Raw genomic sequence first — 19,202 nt, forward strand, 5'->3', positions numbered from 1 at the left:
ATAGGTCGATGGAGGCCGCTACCAGAATGAGCTCCAGAACGGGCAGCCAGTCGTTGACGCTTCTTGGCGAACTTAAAACCAAGTTGCCACTGGCCCAGATCGCTGCACCGATCGCAGCGCTCATCGTGCTGTCCGTGGGCTTTCAGCTGATCAGCGGTAGCTTCTTCACCATCGACAACCTCAAATCTGTTGTGGAGGCAGCGGCGGTACCCGCAATACTCGCCGCTGCCATCAGCTTCGTCGTCATCATGGGCTCCATCGATCTTTCGTTGGAAGGTATCATGGCGGCGACCAGCATGATCGTTGCCCTGCTCGTCGCCAATGGCGTCAACGGCAATGACTACGGCGTCATGGGATTGCTCATCGCGCTTGCGGCCGGCCTGGGGTTTGGTCTCTTCAATGCCGTGCTGAATGCAGTCCTGAAGATGCCGTCGTTGATCGTGACGTTGGGAACCTGGTTTATCGGCTTGGGCATTGCAGCTTTGCTTTTCCCCGCCCGCGTGCCGCAGATCAACGATCCGTTCATTCTCGATCTGGCCAGGTTCCGGATCTTAGATATCAGCCTGGTGGTCTATATCGCCCTGGCGGTCATCGCGGTCAGCGAACTCATCCTGAATTTCACGACCTTCGGCCGCATGATTTACGCGATCGGCGGCGACGAGGGACTGCTTCTGGCCTCCGGCCTGCGCGTCCGGCGCTTCAAGGTCATTGCTTTTGCCATTTGCGGCCTGCTGGCCGGCATGTGTGGGGTACTGCTCTCGGCGCAGCTGAGCACCGGCAATGCGAATATCGGCAGCGGCCTGTTGTTCCCCGCCATCAGCGCCGCCGTTCTAGGTGGAACTGTGTTGACGGGCGGGCGCGGCGGCGCCGTGCAGTCCGCACTTGGAGCTGTGATCCTCGAAGTGCTCAATAACGGCCTCATCCAGATCGGGGCAGGTCCATACACGCGTAACATCATCAGCGGCGCCGTCATCGTCGTCGCGGTTGCCGCAGGCGGCTGGCATCGCCGCCGAAAAATGAGGGTGGTTAAATGATCGGCTCGCTCGTTCTCAAAGGCATTCGCAAGACCTACGGCAATGTCGTGGCGCTCGAGGGCCTGGATCTGGAAATCCCCAATGGGCAGGTTCTCGGTCTGATCGGCCAGAACGGCTCTGGGAAATCGACCCTCCTGAAGATATTAGCGGGCCTGACCACACCCGATCAGGGACAGCTGATCCTCGATGGTAAACCGATTGTGTTGGATTCAGCGCAGAGAGCCGGCAGTTACGGCATTGGGATGGTGCATCAGGAGCAGTCGCTGATCCCCAACCTGACCGTCGCGGAAAACATTTTCCTCGACAAGCCGCACCCGGCCAAGCGAAACGGCCTCTATCGTTGGTCGGCCCTGACCAAGGCTGCCCGCGCGCAGCTTCACAAAATTTCGGTCGACCTGCCGACGCACGTTCTGGTCGAGGATCTGCGCTTTGCCGAACGCCAGCAGGTGGAGTTTGCCAAGGTGCTGGCCATCGAGGAACTGGTCGATCGGCCGCCGATCATCCTGTTCGACGAGCCGACATCGGTGCTGACGCCGGATGAAATCAAGCTCCTCTTCAAGCAGATCAACCGACTTCGCGGCAATGCCACGATAGTTTTCGTCTCGCACCGCCTCGAAGAGGTTCTGGAGATCAGCAACCGCATCATCGTCATGACCGACGGCCGCAAGGTTGCGGAACGCAAGAGCGACGCCGTTGACCGTAGCGAACTCTATGAATTGATGATCGGCCGGCGGCGAGTGGTCGACGTCAGAACCGATCGCAAGCCGATCGATGCCCCGCCGGTCCTGAAGATCGACCGTCTCGGCTGTGGGTCACATTTCCGTAATGTCAGTTTCGACCTTCGCCCCGGCGAGATCCTCGGCATTGCCGGCGTTCTCGGATCCGGTGCCGAAGAAGTATGCCGAGCTCTGTTCGGCGCCGAGAGTATCGAAACCGGTGAGATCGAGCTCGATGGCAAGGCACTGACGCCCACTTCGCCGCGGGCAGCTGTCCGCTCCGGCATCGGATATCTCCCAGCGGATCGGCGAAGCGAGGGCATGTTGCCCAGCCGGTCGATCATGGAAAACGCTGTCCTCACCTTCGGTCTTGAGTATGGCCTGCGTTCTCTGGTCCTGCGTCGCTCCAAGGAGCGGCCGGCCGCACTCCACTGGATGCAGCGCCTGAAGGTCAAGATGGACACACCCTTCGCGCCGATCTCCAGCCTGAGCGGCGGCAATCAGCAAAAGACCGTGTTGGCAAAATGGTTGATGGCCAAGGAGCTGAAGGTCTTACTCCTTGATCATCCGAGCAGAGGGCTCGATCCCGGCGCCAGAGACGACCTGTTTGACGTGATCCGCGAGCAGGCGCGTAAGGGCCTTGCGATCATCTTTGTCGGAGACACGATCTCCGAGCTTCTGGAACTCTCCGATCGCGTCGTCGTCATGCGCGATGGCGAAATCACGGCCCGCTTCGATCTGTCCACCGAAGAGATGCCGAGGGAAGAGGAAATCGTCGCAGCCATGGTCTGACCGCCTTTTTGGAAGGCGATCACCCGAGCAACTCGAACAATAGCTATACGGACGGCAGGAACATGGGAACAGCGCTAGACAATTCCATTATCCGCACCCTGGGTGCCGATCGATCGACGGTCTGGAGAACTTTGGGACCGTTGGGCGTGCTGATCGCACTGGTGGCTATCAGTGCCATCATAGCGCCCGGCGTCCTGGAACCGGATTCCCTGATCGGATTCCTTTCGGATGCAGCTCCGATCGTCGCCCTCGTCATCGGCGGCACTTTGCCGATATTGGCCGGGAGTATTGATCTTTCCGTTGCCGGCGTAGCCTCGCTGACCGGCGTTCTGGTCGTCGCGCTCAATCCGATCCTGGGTCCGTGGACATCCGTTCTCGTCGTTGTCATTGCGATGGTGTTCGGCGCGATACAGGGCTTTATCCATGCCTGGCTGCAACTACCGTCATTCATCGTCACGCTCGGCACGCTCAGCATGCTCTCCGGCCTGTCGCTTCTCCTGTCGAACGCGACCGCCGAGCCGGTGCCGGACAGCGACATCCTTGTGACCTATCTTGCAGACAGCACCGGCGGCATCCCGAATAGCGTCATTGCGCTGATCCTCATCGTCGTGGTGTTAGGGCTCATGCTGCGTTACCTCCGCCTGGGGCGTGATATCTATGCGCTGGGCACCGGTGAAAAGACGGCGATGATGTCGGCCGTCAATGCAGTTGCGGTACGAACGATCATCTTCGCCATATCGGCGGGATGTGCGGCAATCGCCGGTCTATTCCTGGTCTCGATTACAACGTTCAGTTCACCGACGCTGGCAGGCAATCTGCTGCTGCTGTCGATCGTCGGCGTCGTGCTTGGCGGCACCGCCATATCGGGTGGCGTGGGCGGCCTGATGCCGGCTGTCGTGGGCGGCCTGATCACATCCTGGCTGCGGATCCTCACCGTCATCATCGGCGTGGCGCCGACCGCGCAGAATATCGTCTTCGGTCTGACGGCTCTGTTTGCCGTCGCACTGACAACTGATCGCAGCAAACTCGGGATCATCAAGTAGCGATTGGGCGACAGGCAGTTCGGCCGTTCAACATTGCTATCGGTGAGCTCATAGCCGGGTTCGGCGGGACGCAAGGATGGCGGCCGCAAATTCAAGGGAGAGCATCATGAAGGACGGAAAACTTTGCATTCTAACGGGCGCAGCAGGGGAAGTCGGCCGCGCCACGGCCCGACGATTTGCCGAATCCGGCTGGTCGATCGTGCTCTGCGATCGGACCGACGACGTAAAGGCTCTGGCCGATACGTTGTCGAGAGAGTTCATAGGCGAATATTTTGGCGTCCAGATGGACCTCACAAACGATGAAGAAATCGATTCCGTCGCCAGACTGGCTGCCCAAACCGCCATCCCCTTGCGTTTCCTCGGGCTCATCGCCGCAATCAACCACGATGCCGTCAGCATCGAACACATGGACATGTCGGTTTGGGACAAAGTCCATAATGTGAATCTGCGGGCAAACGTGAAGTTCATCAGCGTCTGCGTGCCACTACTGCGCAAGGCCGGCAACGCATCCATTGTCACCGTCTCGAGTTTCTGGGGGAGGGAGGGCCATGCATTCTTCAGCCCCTACTGCGCGTCAAAGGCGGCATTGATTTCACTGACGCAGAGTGTGGCAGCAGAACTCGCTCCCGATATCAGGGTCAACTGCGTCGCACCCGGCAACATCAACACGCCGATGCATTTTAATGCGCTTGCTGTCGAAGCCGAGAAGCGAGGTATTTCGGCAGAGGAGATGCGTGCGACAGAGTGGAGCAAGATACCTATGGGTCGACCAGCCGAAACCGCAGAAATTGCAGCTGCCATCCATTTCCTATCAACGGATGACGCGAGTTACTTCATCGGCGCAACTCTCGACGTCAACGGCGGGTGCCGGTTGACGTAACCATACGGGCGCTGCTTGGCTTGACGGCATGAACCCTTACCGAGGGCCACGCCAAAAGTGCCTAGCCGCGTCTACTCAGGCTCCGATCGTCCTTCCATGGCAATTATACTGCTATGGGTGGGCGGCAGCAGGCGCACCCTAATCCATCCGCCTTGCTACATGTGTGAAATCAGGAATCCAGGGTTTGTCTAAAGTGCCTGGTGCCTGGCCCACTTTTTGTGCCTGGATTTCAAGCTGGACTCCACCAGCGCGGCCGCACTCTCAAGAGCGGCTCGTGGGGATTTTTTTCCAAGCAGAGCGTCATGGATCTCCGTACCAAGAACCTTCTCGATTGTGGTGTATTGGGGGATATTGGGACGCTGCCAGGTATGCAGCAGGTTTTTCTTGGCCAGTTGGTCGACAAACCGCACAATCGGCGAGCTTGCCGCCGCTTCCGGATCGGCGCTGACCGAAAAGCGTGGCGCTACCGGGAATCCGTTCTTCACATGCGCCTTCATCGCCTCGCGCGAGGCCATCCAGGCGATGGCGTCGGCGGCAAGCTCAACGCGTTCTTCGGGTAGGTTTGTCGGAATACAGAACAGAAAGCCCCCTATTGGCGAAACCCTTGTCCCGCCCGGCCCCGACGGCTGGGGCAGGTACTCGACGCGGCGCTTTACGACAGATTGAACGTCATATTCGAAGCGGGCAGTGCGCATCGTCCAGAAATAGCCGAGGCTGGCGCGCCCTTTGAAGAATATCTCGAGTGTCTGGTCCCAGGCCATTTCGAGTATGTTGGGCGGCGATATGTCCAGCAGCCGCCGCATGAACTCCAGAGCGGCAAAACCTGCGTCCGATACGATCGTACAGCTCAGTTCGTCCGGATCGACGCCATCCAGCGTGAAGCCCGACCTGGTCTTCCTGAGCGAGATTGCCGGTTGACCGCATGCCCCAAGGAAGAAGAGAAAGCTCGACGCGATCGGCATGCCCCGCGCACCGTCCCAGACGGCCCCGAACATTCCATTCTCAGGTGCGTGAAACCGCCGACCGGCGGCAATCACCTCGTCGAACGTCTTTGGAAACGGCAGGTCGGCATCGCTGAAGAGATCCCTGCGGGCTGCCAGGATTTCGATGGTACAGTAGCCGGGCACACCGTAGTCTTTTCCTTCCCAGGTGGCGGTGGACCAGATGGACGGGTGAAAGTCGAGGGGATTGATGCCCGTCTTTTGAATGTAAGTATCGATGGGGCGGACGATGCCGCTCTCGGCAAATTCACCGAGCCATGGCATGTTTATGGCGATGACATCGTAGTCGGAGACCGGCTTGCTGCCATTCTCGCGCGCACGCCGGTACAGTTCCGGCAGAGGCAGAAGATCGAAGTTCTTGCGGGATGCAAGGTTGTTGCGGAAATCCGCCCACATGTTGCGCATCGCCGAGAAGTAGTTGTCGTCGTTCAGCAGAAACCGCAATTCGATCTGCGACTCCGCCCTCTTCTGGACCAGGCGCATCGGGGGAATGATCTGGGATCCGAGCGGCGTTCCCCCGAAATAATACTCATCTTCCTCTTCACCCACGCGCAGGCCAAGCGTTTGCGCAAGCAACGACTTCGTCTTGCGCGCATAGGTCTGGAAGGAGCGCAGTAGACCGTCGCTCGGCTGCAGCGCGAAGCTTTTGCCCGTCGATCCCTTGGCGATGCGTTGGATATAACCCGCCTCGATCAGCCGGTTTATCAGCCGCATTGAGGTAGCATAGGCCAGGCCCGATTCCTGACCGAGCGTCGAGATGGAAACGGTTTGACTGAGTATATGCGACTTGATGAGATAGGTGACGATTCTCCAGACCGCATCGTCGTCGGAGATCTCCACCACCTCTCTAAAGGGACGTCGCGTTTTTTCGAGAAAGTCGATCACGCGCAGCATCTCGTATTCGTTCACGTCGGCCTCCCCACCGTCGCGCATCCATTCAGAAAGAGTTTAAACAGGAAAACGCAAGATTGACGAGTGCACTCAGACTGCTGTGAGGTTTTGCGGTTTGTCTTCGCGTGGCGAAAGACCAGCCAGCCTCTCGGATTGTTCGAACAACACGAAGAAGTCCTTTTCAGCGAGCCCGTCCGCATAAGCGGCTTCGTACTGCTGCCGGATCATGGACGCCAGGTACATCGGAACATGGTCCGACTTCGCCGCACCGAGGATGAGGTCGAAATCCTTCATCATTTGCGAGACTGAGAAGGCCGGATCGAAGTTGCGGCTGACCAACAGGTCACGCTTGTAAGCTATCAGAGGCGACGCTACGGCACTTTCGCAAATGACGCTCAGCATCGTCTCGACGGAAAGGTTGCCTTTCAGGCCGAGCGTCAACGCTTCGCCCAGCAGGGCGGCGGTTGCGCCGACCAACGCATTGAGAACGAGCTTCAAATAACGGGCCTCTTCTCCCTTGCCGAGATAAAATTGCCGGGAGGAAAAACATGCCAGCATCGGTTCGACCTTCCGGTAAGCATCATCTGGCCCTGAGACCATCACCGAAAGGTTCCCGGAAGAGGCTGTGATCGTGCTGCCCGATACCGGTGCGCGGAGATAGGCAACACCGCGTTCGCTAAGTGCTGCGCTCACCTCTGCGGAAATTTCGGGAGAGACGGTGCTCATCTCCATCAGGATCTGACCGGGGTTCAGAGCATCCGCGAGAGCGCCCCTGGATAGCACCAGATCGCGAAGAATGGCATCGTTCGGAATTGTCAGCACCACGACGTCGGATGCGGCTGCCAGATCCTCCAGCGAATGAGCGACATTGGCGCCTTCCGCGACAATCGTTGCGCGATTTTCCGGTAATGGTTCGAATACCGATAGCGCGTAGCCGGCTTCCAGCACGCGTCGGCTCATGGGGGCCCCCATCTTGCCGATGCCTGCCCATCCAACCCTTAATGTTTCACCCATCTTAAACCTCCCTTCCTTGCCGGAAATTGCCCCGGCGTGAAGTAACCAATGCTGTTGTTGTCGGAGAGGTTCGTGCGAACATGCCGTTTTCCGCAGATGCAGAACGCGTGTCACTCCTCCCACAGGTTTAGTATGGCGAGGCAAAAATAGAATGCGCGACTTAAAATATCCATTTCGGATAATTATAGGTTTGTGAAAGATGTGGTTCATCCCTTAACTTTCACATCGGATCGCACGGCGGTTCCTATGGGAGGAATATAGGCCGTCAACAGAGAGACATACCCCGAGGCGCTCGCCATTCCGGGAGCAATACTTTGTTGTCATGCGGTTTGACTAAGTTACATGAGGAGGATCGATCATGAAAACCAAAATTATCGGTATGTTTACTTCACTGGCTTTGCTGTCCGGCGCGGCCCCGACACTCGCAGACACCTATGCCGGGGTTCCGCGAACCTTCCTTTTCAACCCGTCGCTTGATGTCTGCTTCAAGGATACTTCACAATACAAGAAGGACGGTCCCTATGTGATCGGCTTTTCGAATGCCGGGCTTGGCGACAGCTGGCGCGTTGTCATGCTGCATTCCATGGAAAAGGCCGCTTTTGAACACAAGGACCAGATTAAGCAACTGCTGATCACCGATGCGGGTCATGACGACGCAAAACAGGTTTCCGATATCCAGGACCTCATTTCGCGCGGCGTCGATCTTCTTGTCGTCAGCGCCAATACCGAACAGGCGGTCGATCCGGCTGTGTCCCGCGCCATGGAGCGCGGAATTCCCGTCGTGATGGTCGACCGTCGTGTGTCTTCCGACAATTTCGTCACCTTCGTCACCGCATCGGATGCGATGATGGGCCGTCTCTTCGCGCAATGGATCGTCGAAAAACTGCATGGCAAGGGTAACATCGTCATCCTTGGCGGCCAGGCGGGATCGAGCCCCAACGAACTGCGCGTCAAGGCGGCCATGCAGGTTCTGAACCAGTATCCGGACATCAAGATACTTGACACTGTCTACTCCGACTGGAGCCCCGTAAAGGGCAAGCAGGTCATGCAGGCCGTCATCTCGAAATACGGCAAGGACATCAACGCGGTGCTTTCTACCCATGGCCTGCAGACGCCAGGCTCCATCGAGGCCTTCCTCGAGGCAGGCTTCAAGCCGGGCGATATCCCGCCGCACACCACATCTGATGTCAACGGACCGCTGCAGATGGCTTTGAAATACAAGGTTCCGATGCTCGAAGTGGGCTATCCCCCGGCCATGGGCGGCACCGCGATCGATGTTGCGCTTAAGGTGCTTGCCGGCGCTCAGGTTCCCTGCACCTACGAGATCAATGCACAGATCGCCACGACCGATGGCGATGAGACCCCCTCGATCCATCCCGACCTTCACATCAAGGACATGGTGCTTCCGAACGCGCCGGCCGACATGCTGGTCACCGGCGGAATGGGTCCCGACTACAACCCGACGACATTCAAGATCGACTACCCGCAATAACCTCCCAGGAACTCGGCGGGGCGCGAATGCCCCACCGTTTTTTAGAGACTCGCGAGGATCAGGCAATGTTGTCACTCGACGGAATATCCAAATCGTTCCCAGGCGTTCACGCGCTGACGGATATGCGGCTCGACGTTCGTGCAGGAGAGATCCACGCGCTTGTCGGGGAGAATGGTGCGGGAAAATCGACGCTCACGCGTATCATCGCCGGTGTTCACCAGCCCGACAGCGGCGTGATCCGGTTTGACGGAAATGATGTGCGCTGGGCAAAGCCGCGTGACGCGAAAGAACGAGGCATTCACGTCATCTACCAGGAATTCGTGCTCTTCCCGCATCTGACGGTCGCCGAGAACATTTTTATCGGCCACGAGCGCAGAAACCGGTTTGGTCTGATCGACCACCGCAGGACGGCCAATGACGCATTGGAGCTCCTTGCACGGTTCGGGCTTCAAATCGACCCGAAGGCTCTGGTCAAGGACCTTTCGGTGGCCGACCAGCAGATGGTTGAGATTGCCAAGGCGCTCGTTCATGACGTCAAGCTGCTCATTCTGGACGAGCCGACTGCTGTCATATCCGGACATGAGGTCGAGGTCTTGTTCGGGCGTCTTCGAGGACTTCGCGATGCCGGCGTTGCCATCATCTACATCTCCCATCGCCTCGAGGAAATCTTCGCGCTTTGTGACCGGGTGACGATTCTTAAGGACGGCAAATATGTGGGAACACGCGATGTCGCAGCGGTCAATCGCGACCAACTGATTGCTCTCATGGTTGGACGGTCCCTTTCCGAACTCTTTCCGTCGCGCCGACCGGCTGCCGAACGCCCGGTGGTGCTGGAAACGCAGGACCTTAGCATTCCCGGCCGCGTCAGGGCCGCATCGATCGCGCTCAGGGCCGGAGAGATCACCGGGCTTGCTGGCATGGTCGGTTCGGGACGGTCCGAACTCGCCTTCGGGATATTTGGCGCCTTGCAGAAATCGGAAGGCCGGATTCTCATCGAGGGTCGGGAGATCGCTTCCATGACGCCGGCACGGGCGATCGCTGCAGGCATCGGCCTAGTGACCGAGGACCGGAAGGGACAGGGGCTGGCGATGCTTCTCGACATTGCGGCGAACGTCACCGCCTCGACATTGCCGAGCGTGACGCGCTTGGGCCTGATCGATAGCAAGCTCGAGAACGATATCGCCCGCGCGGAAATCGAGAACTACAAGATTGCCTGTCGCGGTCCCTCGACGGCCGTGTCTCTGATGTCCGGCGGCAATCAGCAGAAGGTCATCGTCGCCCGCTGGGCCCGGACCAGCACGAAAGTGCTGATCCTCGACGAACCGACCCGTGGCGTCGATGTCGGCGCAAAGGCCGAAATCTACCGGATCATGCACGATCTCGCCAATCGCGGGATAGCGATCCTGATGATCTCCTCGGAACTTCCCGAGATCGTCGGCATGTCTGATCGCGTCATCGTCATGCGCGAGGGGACAATCACCGGCGAGCTCCTCGCCCACGAGATCAACGAAGAGGCCGTCATCGGCCTCGCGACCCATCACGCGGCGGCTTGAGGATATTGTCATGAGCGCCATCGCTTCCACCACATCCCGATTTTTCAGCGGTTCGCGCGCCGGCCTCGCCGTCGTCGTCGGCCTGCTTGTCCTGCTGTTCCTGATAGGCCTGACGGTTTCCGATCGCTTTGCGACCTCGAACAACATTCTCAACATCTACGAGCAATCGACCGGGCTCGCCCTGGTGAGCCTCGGCCAGACTCTGACGGTGCTGACCGGTGGCATCGATCTTTCCGTCGGCTCGATCATCAGCCTGTCATCGATGCTGACCTCGGGCCTGATCAACGGTGACCCGAACATGGTCATTCCTGTCGTCGCTGGCGTCCTCGTGCTCGGCGCAGTCATCGGCGCAGTGAACGGTGGCGTCATCGTCCTGACCGGCGTGCACCCGCTGATCGTCACTCTCGGGACCGGTGCGGTACTTCAGGGGATCGCGCTTCTCTACGGCCTTGGCCCGATCGGCAAGGTGCCTTTGAATTTCGATTACTTTGCCTATGGGCGGCTTGCGGGCGGCCTGTCGGTCGGAGCCACGTTCGTCCTCTTTCTGTTTATCGTCACTGCACTTCTGCTGCGCAACACCAGATGCGGGCGCTATGTCTACGCGGTCGGTGACGATCCCCACGCGTCGGTCCTGATGGGCCTGCCGAAGACGGGCGTGATTATCGGCGTCTATACGCTGTCTGGACTGTTTGCCGCCTTGACCGCCGTCTATCTCGTCAGCCGCTTCGGGGTGGGGCAGCCCTATACAGGTGCAAACTACACGCTTGCATCGATTACGCCCGTGGTGGTCGGCGGCACCATGCTGGCGGGTGGGCGAGGGGGCGTCATGGGCACGCTTCTGGGCGTCTATCTGGTCTCGCTGCTCAACAATCTGCTCAATTTCCTCGATGTCTCCACGCACTACCAGCTGGTCGCCCAAGGCCTGGTGATTATCGCGGCGGTATCTGTCTACGTTGAAAAACGGAGGGTCGCGTGATGAATGTCGCCAATGCCAACAAGGGTGTTGCTATGACGCGCTCTGCTCCAAGCTTCACTTTTCTTGCCGCCGCGAAGTCGTACGGCATCTTCATTTTCCTCGTTCTTGCGATCGCCGCAGCGACGATAGCGAGCCCCGCCTTCATCAGCGGCGCCAACGTTTCCAACATGCTGATGCAGCTTGCTCCGCTCGGGATCGTGGTCATCGGCCAGGCCTTTGTGATCCTGGTGCGCGGCCTCGACCTGTCCGTCGCCTCGGTGATGGCAACGGCCGCGGTCATTGCCACGAGTTTCAACGGGCAGAACGGCGACGCGCCGATGATCGTCGCGGCCTGCGTGCTCATGGGAGCAGCAACGGGACTGGCCAATGGCCTCCTGGTGACGAAGCGCAATGTGTCGCCCTTTCTGGCTACGCTCGCAACCATGATCGTCCTGCAGGGATTGCGCTTCGCCTGGACGCAGGGTGCCCCGTCCGGCAACGTGCCGCCTGTCTTCCGGGCGCTCGGCGCGGGCACGGTATGGGGCATTCCGTACAATCTGATTGTCATGCTGACGGTCGCCGCGGTCTTTGCAGTCCTTTTGCATCGCGCCGCCTTCGGCCGGCGGGTCTATATCACGGGCGGCAATCCCATCGCTGCACGCCTCGTCGGCATCTCCGCCGATCGCATCATCATTCTCTGCTACGTCATCTGCGGCATCCTGGCGGCCGTGGCTGGGCTCGCGCTTTCGGGCTTCGTCGGCGTCGTCGACAATTTCGTCGGCAAGGGGTTCGAACTGGACTCGATCGTTGCTGCCGTGATGGGCGGCGTCGCGCTCTCCGGTGGACGGGGTTCTGTTCTGGGCGCACTCGCCGGCGCCGCGATCCTTGTGGTGTTGTCGAACGCCGTCGTGATGGTCGGCATGCCGGTTCAATTGCAGATCATCGTCAAGGGCGTCGTGATCATCGTCGCCGCGAGCCTTTACGTTCGCACCGTTCGCTGAAACAAAAGGGAGAATTTCGTGAGCCAGTCGGAAGTAAAGAAGGTTGTCATCGTCACCGGCTCCGGCCGCGGAATCGGCGCCGGCATTGCTGCGGACCTGGCAGCAAATGGCGCAAGCGTCGTGATCGCGGATATCAATAGGGATGCTGCGGTGGCCGTTGCCGCCAGGATCAAGGACGCCGGCGGCGAAGCGTTCGCCAGCAGCGTGGACGTCTCCGAGCGTGCGAGCGTCAAGACGCTGATCGCGGAAACGGTTCGCCACTACGGCCGTCTGGACGTCATGTTCAACAATGCCGGCATCAGCCAGACCTGCCCGTTCCTGGACGTCACGGAAGATGACTTCAACAGGATCATGAAAATCAACGGCCTGGGTGTGCTGATCGGCACACAGGAGGCTGCAAAGCAGATGATTGCCCAGGGCGGCGGCGGCAAGATCATCAACACCGCGTCGATCGCCGGCAAGCAGGGCTACCCGCTCTTTGCACATTATTGCGCATCGAAATTCGCCGTCGTCGCCATTACGCAGGCGGCAGCGCGAGCACTTGCCGAGCACCGGATCACCGTCAACTGCTTCGGTCCTGGCGTGGTCGCGACCGAACTTTGGGAGCAGCTCGACCGGGAGTTCATGGAGTACGGTCTGACGTCCAAGCCGGAGCAGGCGATCAACGAGTTCTCGCAGTCGATCCTGCTCGGACGTGTTTCCGCGCCGAAGGATATCACCGGCGTTACGACGTTCCTGGCGTCCGATGCCTCGGACTACATTACCGGCCAGACCGTCATGGTCGATGGCGGTATGGTTCTGATCTGAGGGGGAGGATAGCCGATGTCACGTTTGAGGAATAAGATCGCTATCGTCACCGGTGGAAGCACCGGGATCGGTGAGGCAACCTGCCACCGGTTTGCCGAGGAAGGCGCCAAAGTCGCCATCTTCGACGTTGTCGCGGAGCAGGGAGCACGCGTCGCGGAATCCATCCGGGAAGCAGGCGGAGATGCTGCCTTCTACAAGGTCGACGTCTCGAAAGAGGATGAGGTGGCGCCGGCAATCGAGCAGGTCGTCAATGCCTGGGGGAAGCTTGACATTCTGGTCAACAATGCCGCCGTGACCGGCGTCAACAAACTCGCGCATGACGTGACCGTCGATGAATGGGACCGGATCTTCGCCATCAATGTGCGCGGCGTTTTTCTCTGCACCAAGCATGCGGTCAAGCCGATGATGGCGGCAAAGGGAGGTTCCATCGTGAATTTCTCGTCGATCTACGCACTGATCGGAAACGACGACCTGCCGCCCTATCACGCCACGAAGGGTGCGGTGCTGGCAATGACCAAGACGGATGCCATCTGTTACGCACCCTTCGGCATCCGGATCAATGCCGTTCATCCCGGTTCCACCAAGACGCCGTTGTTCATGAAGGCGGGTGAGACCTATCCGGGCGGTCTCGATCACTACCTCGACATGATGAAATCGAAGCATCCTCTCACGCTTGGCGAGCCCGTCGACGTCGCCAACTGCGTACTTTTCCTAGCATCCGACGAAGCTCGTTTCGTGACCGGCAGCAGCCTTGTCTGCGACGGCGGTTACACTGCGCAATAATCAGAAGGACATACCCATGAAGGCCGTACGCTACTACACAAAGAAGGACATTCGCGTCGAGGACGTTCCGGCGCCGAGCGGGCCGCTGGGGGACGACATGGTCCTCATCGAGCCGCTGGTCTGCGGCATCTGCGGCACGGATCTGCACGAGTATATCGCCGGCCCGATCGTTACCCCGGCGGCGCCGCATGTCTATTCCGGCGCGACGCTGCCGCAGATCCTCGGGCACGAGTTTTCCGCGCGTGTCATCGAGGTGGGCAAGAACGTCACGCACGTGTCGCCCGGTTCACGTGTCTCGATCCAGCCGCTGATCTCCCCGCGTGATGATTATTACGGTCGCCGCGGTCTTTTTCATCTCAGCGAAAAGATGGCCTGCGTCGGCCTCTCCTGGGATTGGGGCGGCATGGGCGAACGCGCCGTCGTCAACGGCTACAATGTATTCCCCGTTCCCGACAGCGTTTCCGATGTCCAGGCTGCGATGATCGAACCTGCCGCCGTCGCGCTCTACGGCGTCGACCGCGGCGGCGTGGAGGCTGGAAGCACGGTACTCGTCTCCGGCGTCGGACCGATCGGTGCGCTCGTCCTGCTCGCCACCAAGGCGGCCGGTGCGACCACCATTTTCGTCTCGGAACTCAATCCGAACCGCCGGGCTCTCGCCAAGCAGCTGGTCCCCGAGGCGATCGTTTTCGATCCGCGCGAAACAGACACCGAGAAGCTCTTCCGCGAACACACCGACGAAGGCGTCGGCGTCGATGTGGCGCTCGAATGCGTCGGTGCCGAAGCCTCGCTCAACCTGTGCGCAAAGGCAGTGCGGCGGCAGGGGACAGTCGTTCAGGTGGGCTTGCACGTCAAGCCGGCGGCGATCGACGCCATGCTCTGGGCCCTCAAGGACATTACCGTCGAGGCAACCTGGTGCTATCCGGTACAGATCTGGCCGCGAATTGCGGCAATGATCGGCTCCGGGATTTTCCCGGTCGAGAAGATCGTTACCGCACAGATCCGCCCCGAGGACGTCGTCGAGAAGGGCTTCGAGGCACTTCTCGATCCGGCGGCTTCGCATATGAAAATTCTCGTCAACATGAAGGCCTGACCCATGAAAAACCCCATGGACATCAGCGGCCGTAATATCCTGGTCACCGGGGCCGCAGGTGGAATAGGCAGCGCCACATGCCTCTACCTCGCGTCACTCGGCGCGACCGTCATTGCCGTCGATCGCGACGCTTCGGTCGAGAAGACCCGCGATGCGGTTCGCGCGGCAGGCGGCAAGGCCGAATGCATCACCTTCAACGTCGCCGACAAGGATTCGGTGGAGGCGGCGGCTGCGACCGTCGCCGATAAATTCGGCAAGCTCGACGGGATCTTCGCGAATGCGGGCATGTCCTACGAACGGCCGGCGCTGGAGCACAGCGAGGCCGACTGGCGGACGGTCATGTCCGTCAATCTCGACGGTGTTTTCTGGACGGTCCAGGCCTTCGGACGCGCCATGATTGCCAGCGGGCAGGGGGCTGTGGTGATGACGGCCTCGATTGCCGGCATCAAGGCCGTTCGTCCCGAATTGCATGTCGGCTATGACGTATCAAAAGCCGGTGTCGCCCATATGTGCAAGGTTCTTGCGGCGGAATGGGCGCGCTCGGGCGTTCGCGTCAATGCTGTCGGCCCCGGCTATACCGATACGGTGATGCTGGCGGAGGTCGGGCGCACCCAGCCGGCCGTAATGAAGCAATGGATGGACGACACGCCTGTGGGCCGGCTCATCAAGCCGGAGGAAATTGCCTCCGCCGTCGCCTTCCTCCTCTCCGATGCTGCCAGCGGTATCACCGGCCATGTGTTGATGGTCGACGGCGGCTACTCGATCGCCTGAAAGGACACGACAATGCATTACATCGTTCATTGCCTCGACCACGAAGGCGCGGTCGACAAGCGCCTTGCGAACTACGACGCGCACAAAGCCTATCTGTCGAGTGCAAAGACGAAAACGGTCATTTCAGGTCCGTTGCTCGCCGATGACAACGAAACGATGATCGGCTCGCTGTTCCTGCTCGAAGCCGACGGCAAGGAAGAGGTTGTCGCCTTCAACAGCGCAGACCCGTTCACCAAAGCAGGCGTCTGGAAGACCGTCAATATCCATCCCTTCAGCAAGCGGGTGGATAATCGATGACCATCGTCGAAGAAAAGCCGGTCATTGCCGCGATCGTCGGCCTCGGCTGGTGGGGCAAGAAGATGGCGAGCCTCGTCAATGCCGGCGGCGCCGAAATGCATTTCGTCCGCGCGGTCGATCCAAGCCAGGAGGCCAAAGCCTTTGCGGCCGAACTCGGGCTGCAGTTTTCGCATGATCTCGCCGAAACGCTGGCCGACGACACGATCGAGGCCGTCGTTCTTGCGACACCGCACTCGCTGCACCAGCAACAGATCGAGCAGGTCGTCGCCGCAGGCAAGCATGTCTTCTGCGAAAAGCCACTCGCCTTGACCCGGCAGGGTGCAGAAAAGTCGGTCGGCCTGTGCCGGAACGCCGGCCTGGTTCTCGGCATGGGTCACGAACGCCGCTTCGAGCCGCCGATCGCGGAGATCCTTCAGTTCGCTGCTGCCGGGAAGCTCGGCAGACTGCTGCAGATCGAAGCCAATTTCAGCCACGACAAGTTCCTCGGCCTCGATCCGTCGAACTGGCGGCTCAAGGCCGATCAAGCGCCGGCAGGCGGGATGACCGCGACCGGCATTCATCTGACGGATCTGTCCGTCAAGCTGATGGGCCCGGCAAGGGACGTCCGGGTGATCTGCGAGAACCTGGCTTCCAAGATCCCGCAGGGCGATACGATGAGCGCCCATATAGGTTTCGTGAATGGCGGATCGGCCTATGTATCGGCGACGCTGGCGACGCCCTTCGTCTCCCGTTTCGCCATCTACGGGACGCTCGGCTGGATCGAGGTGCGCGACAAGGCGCATGTCGAGGCCCCGGACGGCTGGATCGTCACGGAAGGCTGGAAGGACAAGCCGATCACGGTGCGCGAGGTCGCTCCGGCCGAGCCCGTCCGCGACAATCTTCGCGCCTTCGCGCGCGCCGTCCGCGGCAAGGCCGATTATCCGATCACCGGCGAGGACATGATCAACAACATCGCATTGCTCGAGGCCATCGTCCGCTCCGCGCGCACCGGCGCCGTCGAGACGGTTTGAGGAGGACACCATGAAGGCTCTCGTTTTCGAGGCACCGGAAAAACCTGTCATCGTCGATACCGCGATGCCGGACCTTTCTCCGAATGAGGTGCTTGTCCGCACGCGCGCCGTCGGCATCTGCCATTCGGACTACGAGCTGCTTGCCGGCCGGTACATCATCCCGATTTCCTACCCCGTGACACCAGGTCACGAATGGAGCGGCGAGATCGTCGAGGTCGGTCGCAATGTTACCGGCTACCGCAAGGGGGACCGCGTTGTCGGCGAATGCGTCGTGCGCACGCCGGAGCGCCTGCACCATTTCGGCTTCTCGATGAGCGGCGCCGACCGCGAGTTTTTCGCGGTCAATCCCGAGTGGCTTCACAAGCTTCCGGAGGCGGTTGACGACAAGAAGGCGGCGCTGATCGAGCCCTTCACCTGTGGCTTCTATGCCGTGCTCCGCTCCGGCGGCACGAACGCGAGTGAAACGGTCGTGGTGTCAGGCGGTGGAACCATAGGGTTGGTCTCGGCGGCCGCTGCGATCGGCATGGGTGCACGAGTGATCGTTGTCGATCCGCTGGCGTCGCGCCGTGACGTGGCAATACGGCTCGGCGCCGACGTCGCCATCGATCCCTCCGACGGAGGAGCGGCTGAGAAGATCCGGGAGCTGACAGACGGCAAGGGTGCCGACCTCGTGGTCGAGGCGTCTGGCCACGACGCATCGCTGGCCGCAGCCTTCGACTACGCCCGCGAGGATGGGAGAATGTCGATGGTGGGCATCAATATCGGCCGGAAGGTTCCTGTCGAGCTCGGCCAGATCCAGATGAAGAACCTGACGGTGCGCGGCTGTATCGGATCTCCTGGCGTCTGGCCGGCGGCCATACGCTTCCTGGAAAAGACAGGTCTCGACCTGTCGCCGATCCAGACGCATGACTTTGCGCTGACCGACGCGGTCCAGGCTTTTGCCTTCGGCCAGGATCCGACGAAAAGCATCAAGATTACCCTGTTGAATGGTTGAGTACATGAGCAAGCACGCCCTGATCGTCGGCGCCACTGGCATTACCGGAAGCAACCTCGCGCAGCATCTGCTGGCCGAAGGTGGCTGGAGCGTTTCCGGCCTCTCCCGATCCGTCAGCCCGATTGCCGGTGTCGAAACGCTGAAATGCGATCTGGTCGATCCGGACTCGGTCCGTGGCGCGCTGGTGGGCTTGAGGCCGAGCCACGTGTTCATCACCGCCTGGTCACGCCAGGAAACGGAGGTGGAAAATTGCAGGGTGAACGGTGCGATCGTCCGCAACGTGCTTGACGGTTTGCAAGGCGGCAGCGTCGAGCATGTTGCCCTGACCACCGGCACCAAGCACTATCTCGGGCCATTTGAATCCTATGCGAAGACGCAGCCGGAAACGCCGTTCCGCGAGGAGCAGGAACGTCTTCCCGGCGAGAATTTCTATTATGTACAGGAAGACGAGGTCTTCGCCGCTGCGGCGCGCGACGGCTTCACTTGGTCCATCCATCGGCCGCATACACTCATCGGCTATGCTGTCGGCAATGCGATGAACATGGCCGCGACACTCGCCGTCTATGCATCGATCTGCAGGGAGACCGGCCGGCCTTTCATTTTCCCCGGCTCACCACAACAATGGCAAGCCGCGACCGATGTAACCGATGCACGCCTGCTTGCGAGACACCTGCAATGGGCCGCAACGACAAAGGCAGCTGCCAATCTGGCCTTCAACGTCGTCAATGGCGAGGTCTTTCGCTGGAAGTGGCTCTGGCCGCGAATTGCCGCCTATTTCGATATCGAGGCAGCGGCCTATCCCGGTGTGCTCAATCCCCTCGAAAGCCAGATGGCGGATGCGGAGGCGATCTGGGACGAGATGGTCAGGAAGTACGGCCTCCAGCCCAACGCGCTCTCGCGCGTCGCGTCGTTCTGGCATTCGGACGCCGACCTCGGACGGCAGGTCGAGACTTTCAACGACATGGGCCGGAGCCGGAAACTCGGCTTCATGGAGTACCAGGACACGACCCAATCCTTCACCGATGCCTTCGACCGCCTGCGGGCGGATCGGATCATCCCGTGAAGCAGAAGGAGGAAT

General features: G+C 60.1%; 18 protein-coding genes. 16 read left to right on the forward strand and 2 right to left on the reverse strand.

Going from position 1 to position 19,202, the window contains the following annotated elements:
- The first annotated feature begins 8 nt into the window (after window positions 1-8).
- From G9X68_RS18090 to G9X68_RS18105, 4 genes are all read left to right on the forward strand, one after another.
- On the forward strand, window positions 9-1,034 hold the full coding sequence (locus G9X68_RS18090) for an ABC transporter permease (protein ID WP_171603551.1): 1,026 nt from the start codon (window positions 9-11) through the stop codon (window positions 1,032-1,034).
- Window positions 1,031-2,542, forward strand: coding sequence for a sugar ABC transporter ATP-binding protein (locus tag G9X68_RS18095; protein ID WP_171603552.1), 1,512 nt, complete (start codon window positions 1,031-1,033; stop codon window positions 2,540-2,542). The genes G9X68_RS18090 and G9X68_RS18095 overlap by 4 nt, the downstream gene beginning before the upstream one ends.
- A gap of 62 nt (window positions 2,543-2,604) precedes the next feature.
- Window positions 2,605-3,585, forward strand: coding sequence for an ABC transporter permease (locus G9X68_RS18100; RefSeq protein WP_171375921.1), 981 nt, complete (start codon window positions 2,605-2,607; stop codon window positions 3,583-3,585).
- A 106-nt stretch (window positions 3,586-3,691) separates the two neighbouring features.
- On the forward strand, window positions 3,692-4,465 hold the full coding sequence (locus tag G9X68_RS18105; RefSeq protein ID WP_171375920.1) for an SDR family NAD(P)-dependent oxidoreductase: 774 nt from the start codon (window positions 3,692-3,694) through the stop codon (window positions 4,463-4,465).
- 188 nt (window positions 4,466-4,653) lie between these two features.
- Here G9X68_RS18105 and G9X68_RS31970 read toward each other — a convergent pair whose 3' ends face one another.
- Window positions 4,654-6,375, reverse strand: a complete 1,722-nt coding sequence (locus G9X68_RS31970) for an extracellular solute-binding protein (RefSeq protein WP_171603553.1) — start codon at window positions 6,373-6,375, stop codon at window positions 4,654-4,656.
- Between the two features lie 72 nt (window positions 6,376-6,447).
- Entirely contained in the window at window positions 6,448-7,485 is a 1,038-nt protein-coding gene (locus G9X68_RS18115; protein ID WP_171375918.1) for an NAD(P)-dependent oxidoreductase, read from the reverse strand.
- Window positions 7,486-7,729: 244 nt separating this feature from the next.
- Here G9X68_RS18115 and G9X68_RS18120 point away from each other — a divergent pair, with 244 nt between their 5' ends.
- From G9X68_RS18120 to G9X68_RS18175, 12 genes are all read left to right on the forward strand, one after another.
- Window positions 7,730-8,863: an ABC transporter substrate-binding protein gene (locus G9X68_RS18120; protein WP_171375917.1), complete on the forward strand. Its 1,134-nt coding sequence runs from the start codon at window positions 7,730-7,732 to the stop codon at window positions 8,861-8,863.
- Between the two features lie 65 nt (window positions 8,864-8,928).
- Window positions 8,929-10,416 (forward strand): sugar ABC transporter ATP-binding protein, encoded by a 1,488-nt coding sequence (locus G9X68_RS18125; RefSeq protein WP_171603554.1) that lies wholly within the window; start codon window positions 8,929-8,931, stop codon window positions 10,414-10,416.
- A 10-nt stretch (window positions 10,417-10,426) separates the two neighbouring features.
- Complete coding sequence (locus G9X68_RS18130; protein WP_171603555.1) at window positions 10,427-11,392, forward strand: ABC transporter permease; 966 nt, start codon at window positions 10,427-10,429, stop codon at window positions 11,390-11,392.
- Window positions 11,392-12,372 (forward strand): ABC transporter permease, encoded by a 981-nt coding sequence (locus G9X68_RS18135; RefSeq protein ID WP_240603892.1) that lies wholly within the window; start codon window positions 11,392-11,394, stop codon window positions 12,370-12,372. The genes G9X68_RS18130 and G9X68_RS18135 overlap by 1 nt, the downstream gene beginning before the upstream one ends.
- An 18-nt stretch (window positions 12,373-12,390) precedes the next feature.
- Complete coding sequence (locus G9X68_RS18140; protein WP_171603556.1) at window positions 12,391-13,179, forward strand: glucose 1-dehydrogenase; 789 nt, start codon at window positions 12,391-12,393, stop codon at window positions 13,177-13,179.
- Window positions 13,180-13,194: 15 nt separating this feature from the next.
- Window positions 13,195-13,962, forward strand: a complete 768-nt coding sequence (locus G9X68_RS18145) for an SDR family NAD(P)-dependent oxidoreductase (RefSeq protein WP_171603557.1) — start codon at window positions 13,195-13,197, stop codon at window positions 13,960-13,962.
- Window positions 13,963-13,978: 16 nt separating this feature from the next.
- Window positions 13,979-15,052, forward strand: coding sequence for a 2,3-butanediol dehydrogenase (locus tag G9X68_RS18150; protein ID WP_171603558.1), 1,074 nt, complete (start codon window positions 13,979-13,981; stop codon window positions 15,050-15,052).
- A gap of 3 nt (window positions 15,053-15,055) precedes the next feature.
- On the forward strand, window positions 15,056-15,823 hold the full coding sequence (locus G9X68_RS18155) for an SDR family NAD(P)-dependent oxidoreductase (RefSeq protein WP_171603559.1): 768 nt from the start codon (window positions 15,056-15,058) through the stop codon (window positions 15,821-15,823).
- Between the two features lie 12 nt (window positions 15,824-15,835).
- Entirely contained in the window at window positions 15,836-16,120 is a 285-nt protein-coding gene (locus tag G9X68_RS18160; protein WP_171603560.1) for a YciI family protein, read from the forward strand.
- Complete coding sequence (locus tag G9X68_RS18165; RefSeq protein ID WP_171603561.1) at window positions 16,117-17,130, forward strand: Gfo/Idh/MocA family protein; 1,014 nt, start codon at window positions 16,117-16,119, stop codon at window positions 17,128-17,130. The genes G9X68_RS18160 and G9X68_RS18165 overlap by 4 nt, the downstream gene beginning before the upstream one ends.
- A 10-nt stretch (window positions 17,131-17,140) precedes the next feature.
- Complete coding sequence (locus G9X68_RS18170; protein ID WP_171603562.1) at window positions 17,141-18,124, forward strand: zinc-dependent alcohol dehydrogenase; 984 nt, start codon at window positions 17,141-17,143, stop codon at window positions 18,122-18,124.
- Window positions 18,125-18,128: 4 nt separating this feature from the next.
- Window positions 18,129-19,187, forward strand: coding sequence for an SDR family oxidoreductase (locus tag G9X68_RS18175; RefSeq protein WP_171603563.1), 1,059 nt, complete (start codon window positions 18,129-18,131; stop codon window positions 19,185-19,187).
- Window positions 19,188-19,202 lie beyond the last annotated feature (15 nt).

The organism is Rhizobium changzhiense (assembly GCF_013087625.1).
In the GTDB taxonomy this organism is placed as follows: Bacteria; Pseudomonadota; Alphaproteobacteria; order Rhizobiales; family Rhizobiaceae; genus Rhizobium; species Rhizobium sophorae.

Excerpts from the sequence above, each read along its gene's own strand:
- G9X68_RS18175 (WP_171603563.1), top strand. The coding sequence starts at position 18,129 with ATGAGCAAGCACGCCCTGATCGTCGGCGCCACTGGCATTACCGGAAGC.
- G9X68_RS18100 (WP_171375921.1), top strand. The coding sequence starts at position 2,605 with ATGGGAACAGCGCTAGACAATTCCATTATCCGCACCCTGGGTGCCGAT.
- G9X68_RS18170 (WP_171603562.1), top strand. The coding sequence starts at position 17,141 with ATGAAGGCTCTCGTTTTCGAGGCACCGGAAAAACCTGTCATCGTCGAT.
- G9X68_RS18095 (WP_171603552.1), top strand. The coding sequence starts at position 1,031 with ATGATCGGCTCGCTCGTTCTCAAAGGCATTCGCAAGACCTACGGCAAT.
- G9X68_RS18165 (WP_171603561.1), top strand. The coding sequence starts at position 16,117 with ATGACCATCGTCGAAGAAAAGCCGGTCATTGCCGCGATCGTCGGCCTC.
- G9X68_RS18090 (WP_171603551.1), top strand. The coding sequence starts at position 9 with ATGGAGGCCGCTACCAGAATGAGCTCCAGAACGGGCAGCCAGTCGTTG.
- G9X68_RS18135 (WP_240603892.1), top strand. The coding sequence starts at position 11,392 with ATGAATGTCGCCAATGCCAACAAGGGTGTTGCTATGACGCGCTCTGCT.
- G9X68_RS18150 (WP_171603558.1), top strand. The coding sequence starts at position 13,979 with ATGAAGGCCGTACGCTACTACACAAAGAAGGACATTCGCGTCGAGGAC.
- G9X68_RS18155 (WP_171603559.1), top strand. The coding sequence starts at position 15,056 with ATGAAAAACCCCATGGACATCAGCGGCCGTAATATCCTGGTCACCGGG.
- G9X68_RS18160 (WP_171603560.1), top strand. The coding sequence starts at position 15,836 with ATGCATTACATCGTTCATTGCCTCGACCACGAAGGCGCGGTCGACAAG.
- G9X68_RS18130 (WP_171603555.1), top strand. The coding sequence starts at position 10,427 with ATGAGCGCCATCGCTTCCACCACATCCCGATTTTTCAGCGGTTCGCGC.
- G9X68_RS18125 (WP_171603554.1), top strand. The coding sequence starts at position 8,929 with ATGTTGTCACTCGACGGAATATCCAAATCGTTCCCAGGCGTTCACGCG.
- G9X68_RS18120 (WP_171375917.1), top strand. The coding sequence starts at position 7,730 with ATGAAAACCAAAATTATCGGTATGTTTACTTCACTGGCTTTGCTGTCC.
- G9X68_RS18145 (WP_171603557.1), top strand. The coding sequence starts at position 13,195 with ATGTCACGTTTGAGGAATAAGATCGCTATCGTCACCGGTGGAAGCACC.
- G9X68_RS18105 (WP_171375920.1), top strand. The coding sequence starts at position 3,692 with ATGAAGGACGGAAAACTTTGCATTCTAACGGGCGCAGCAGGGGAAGTC.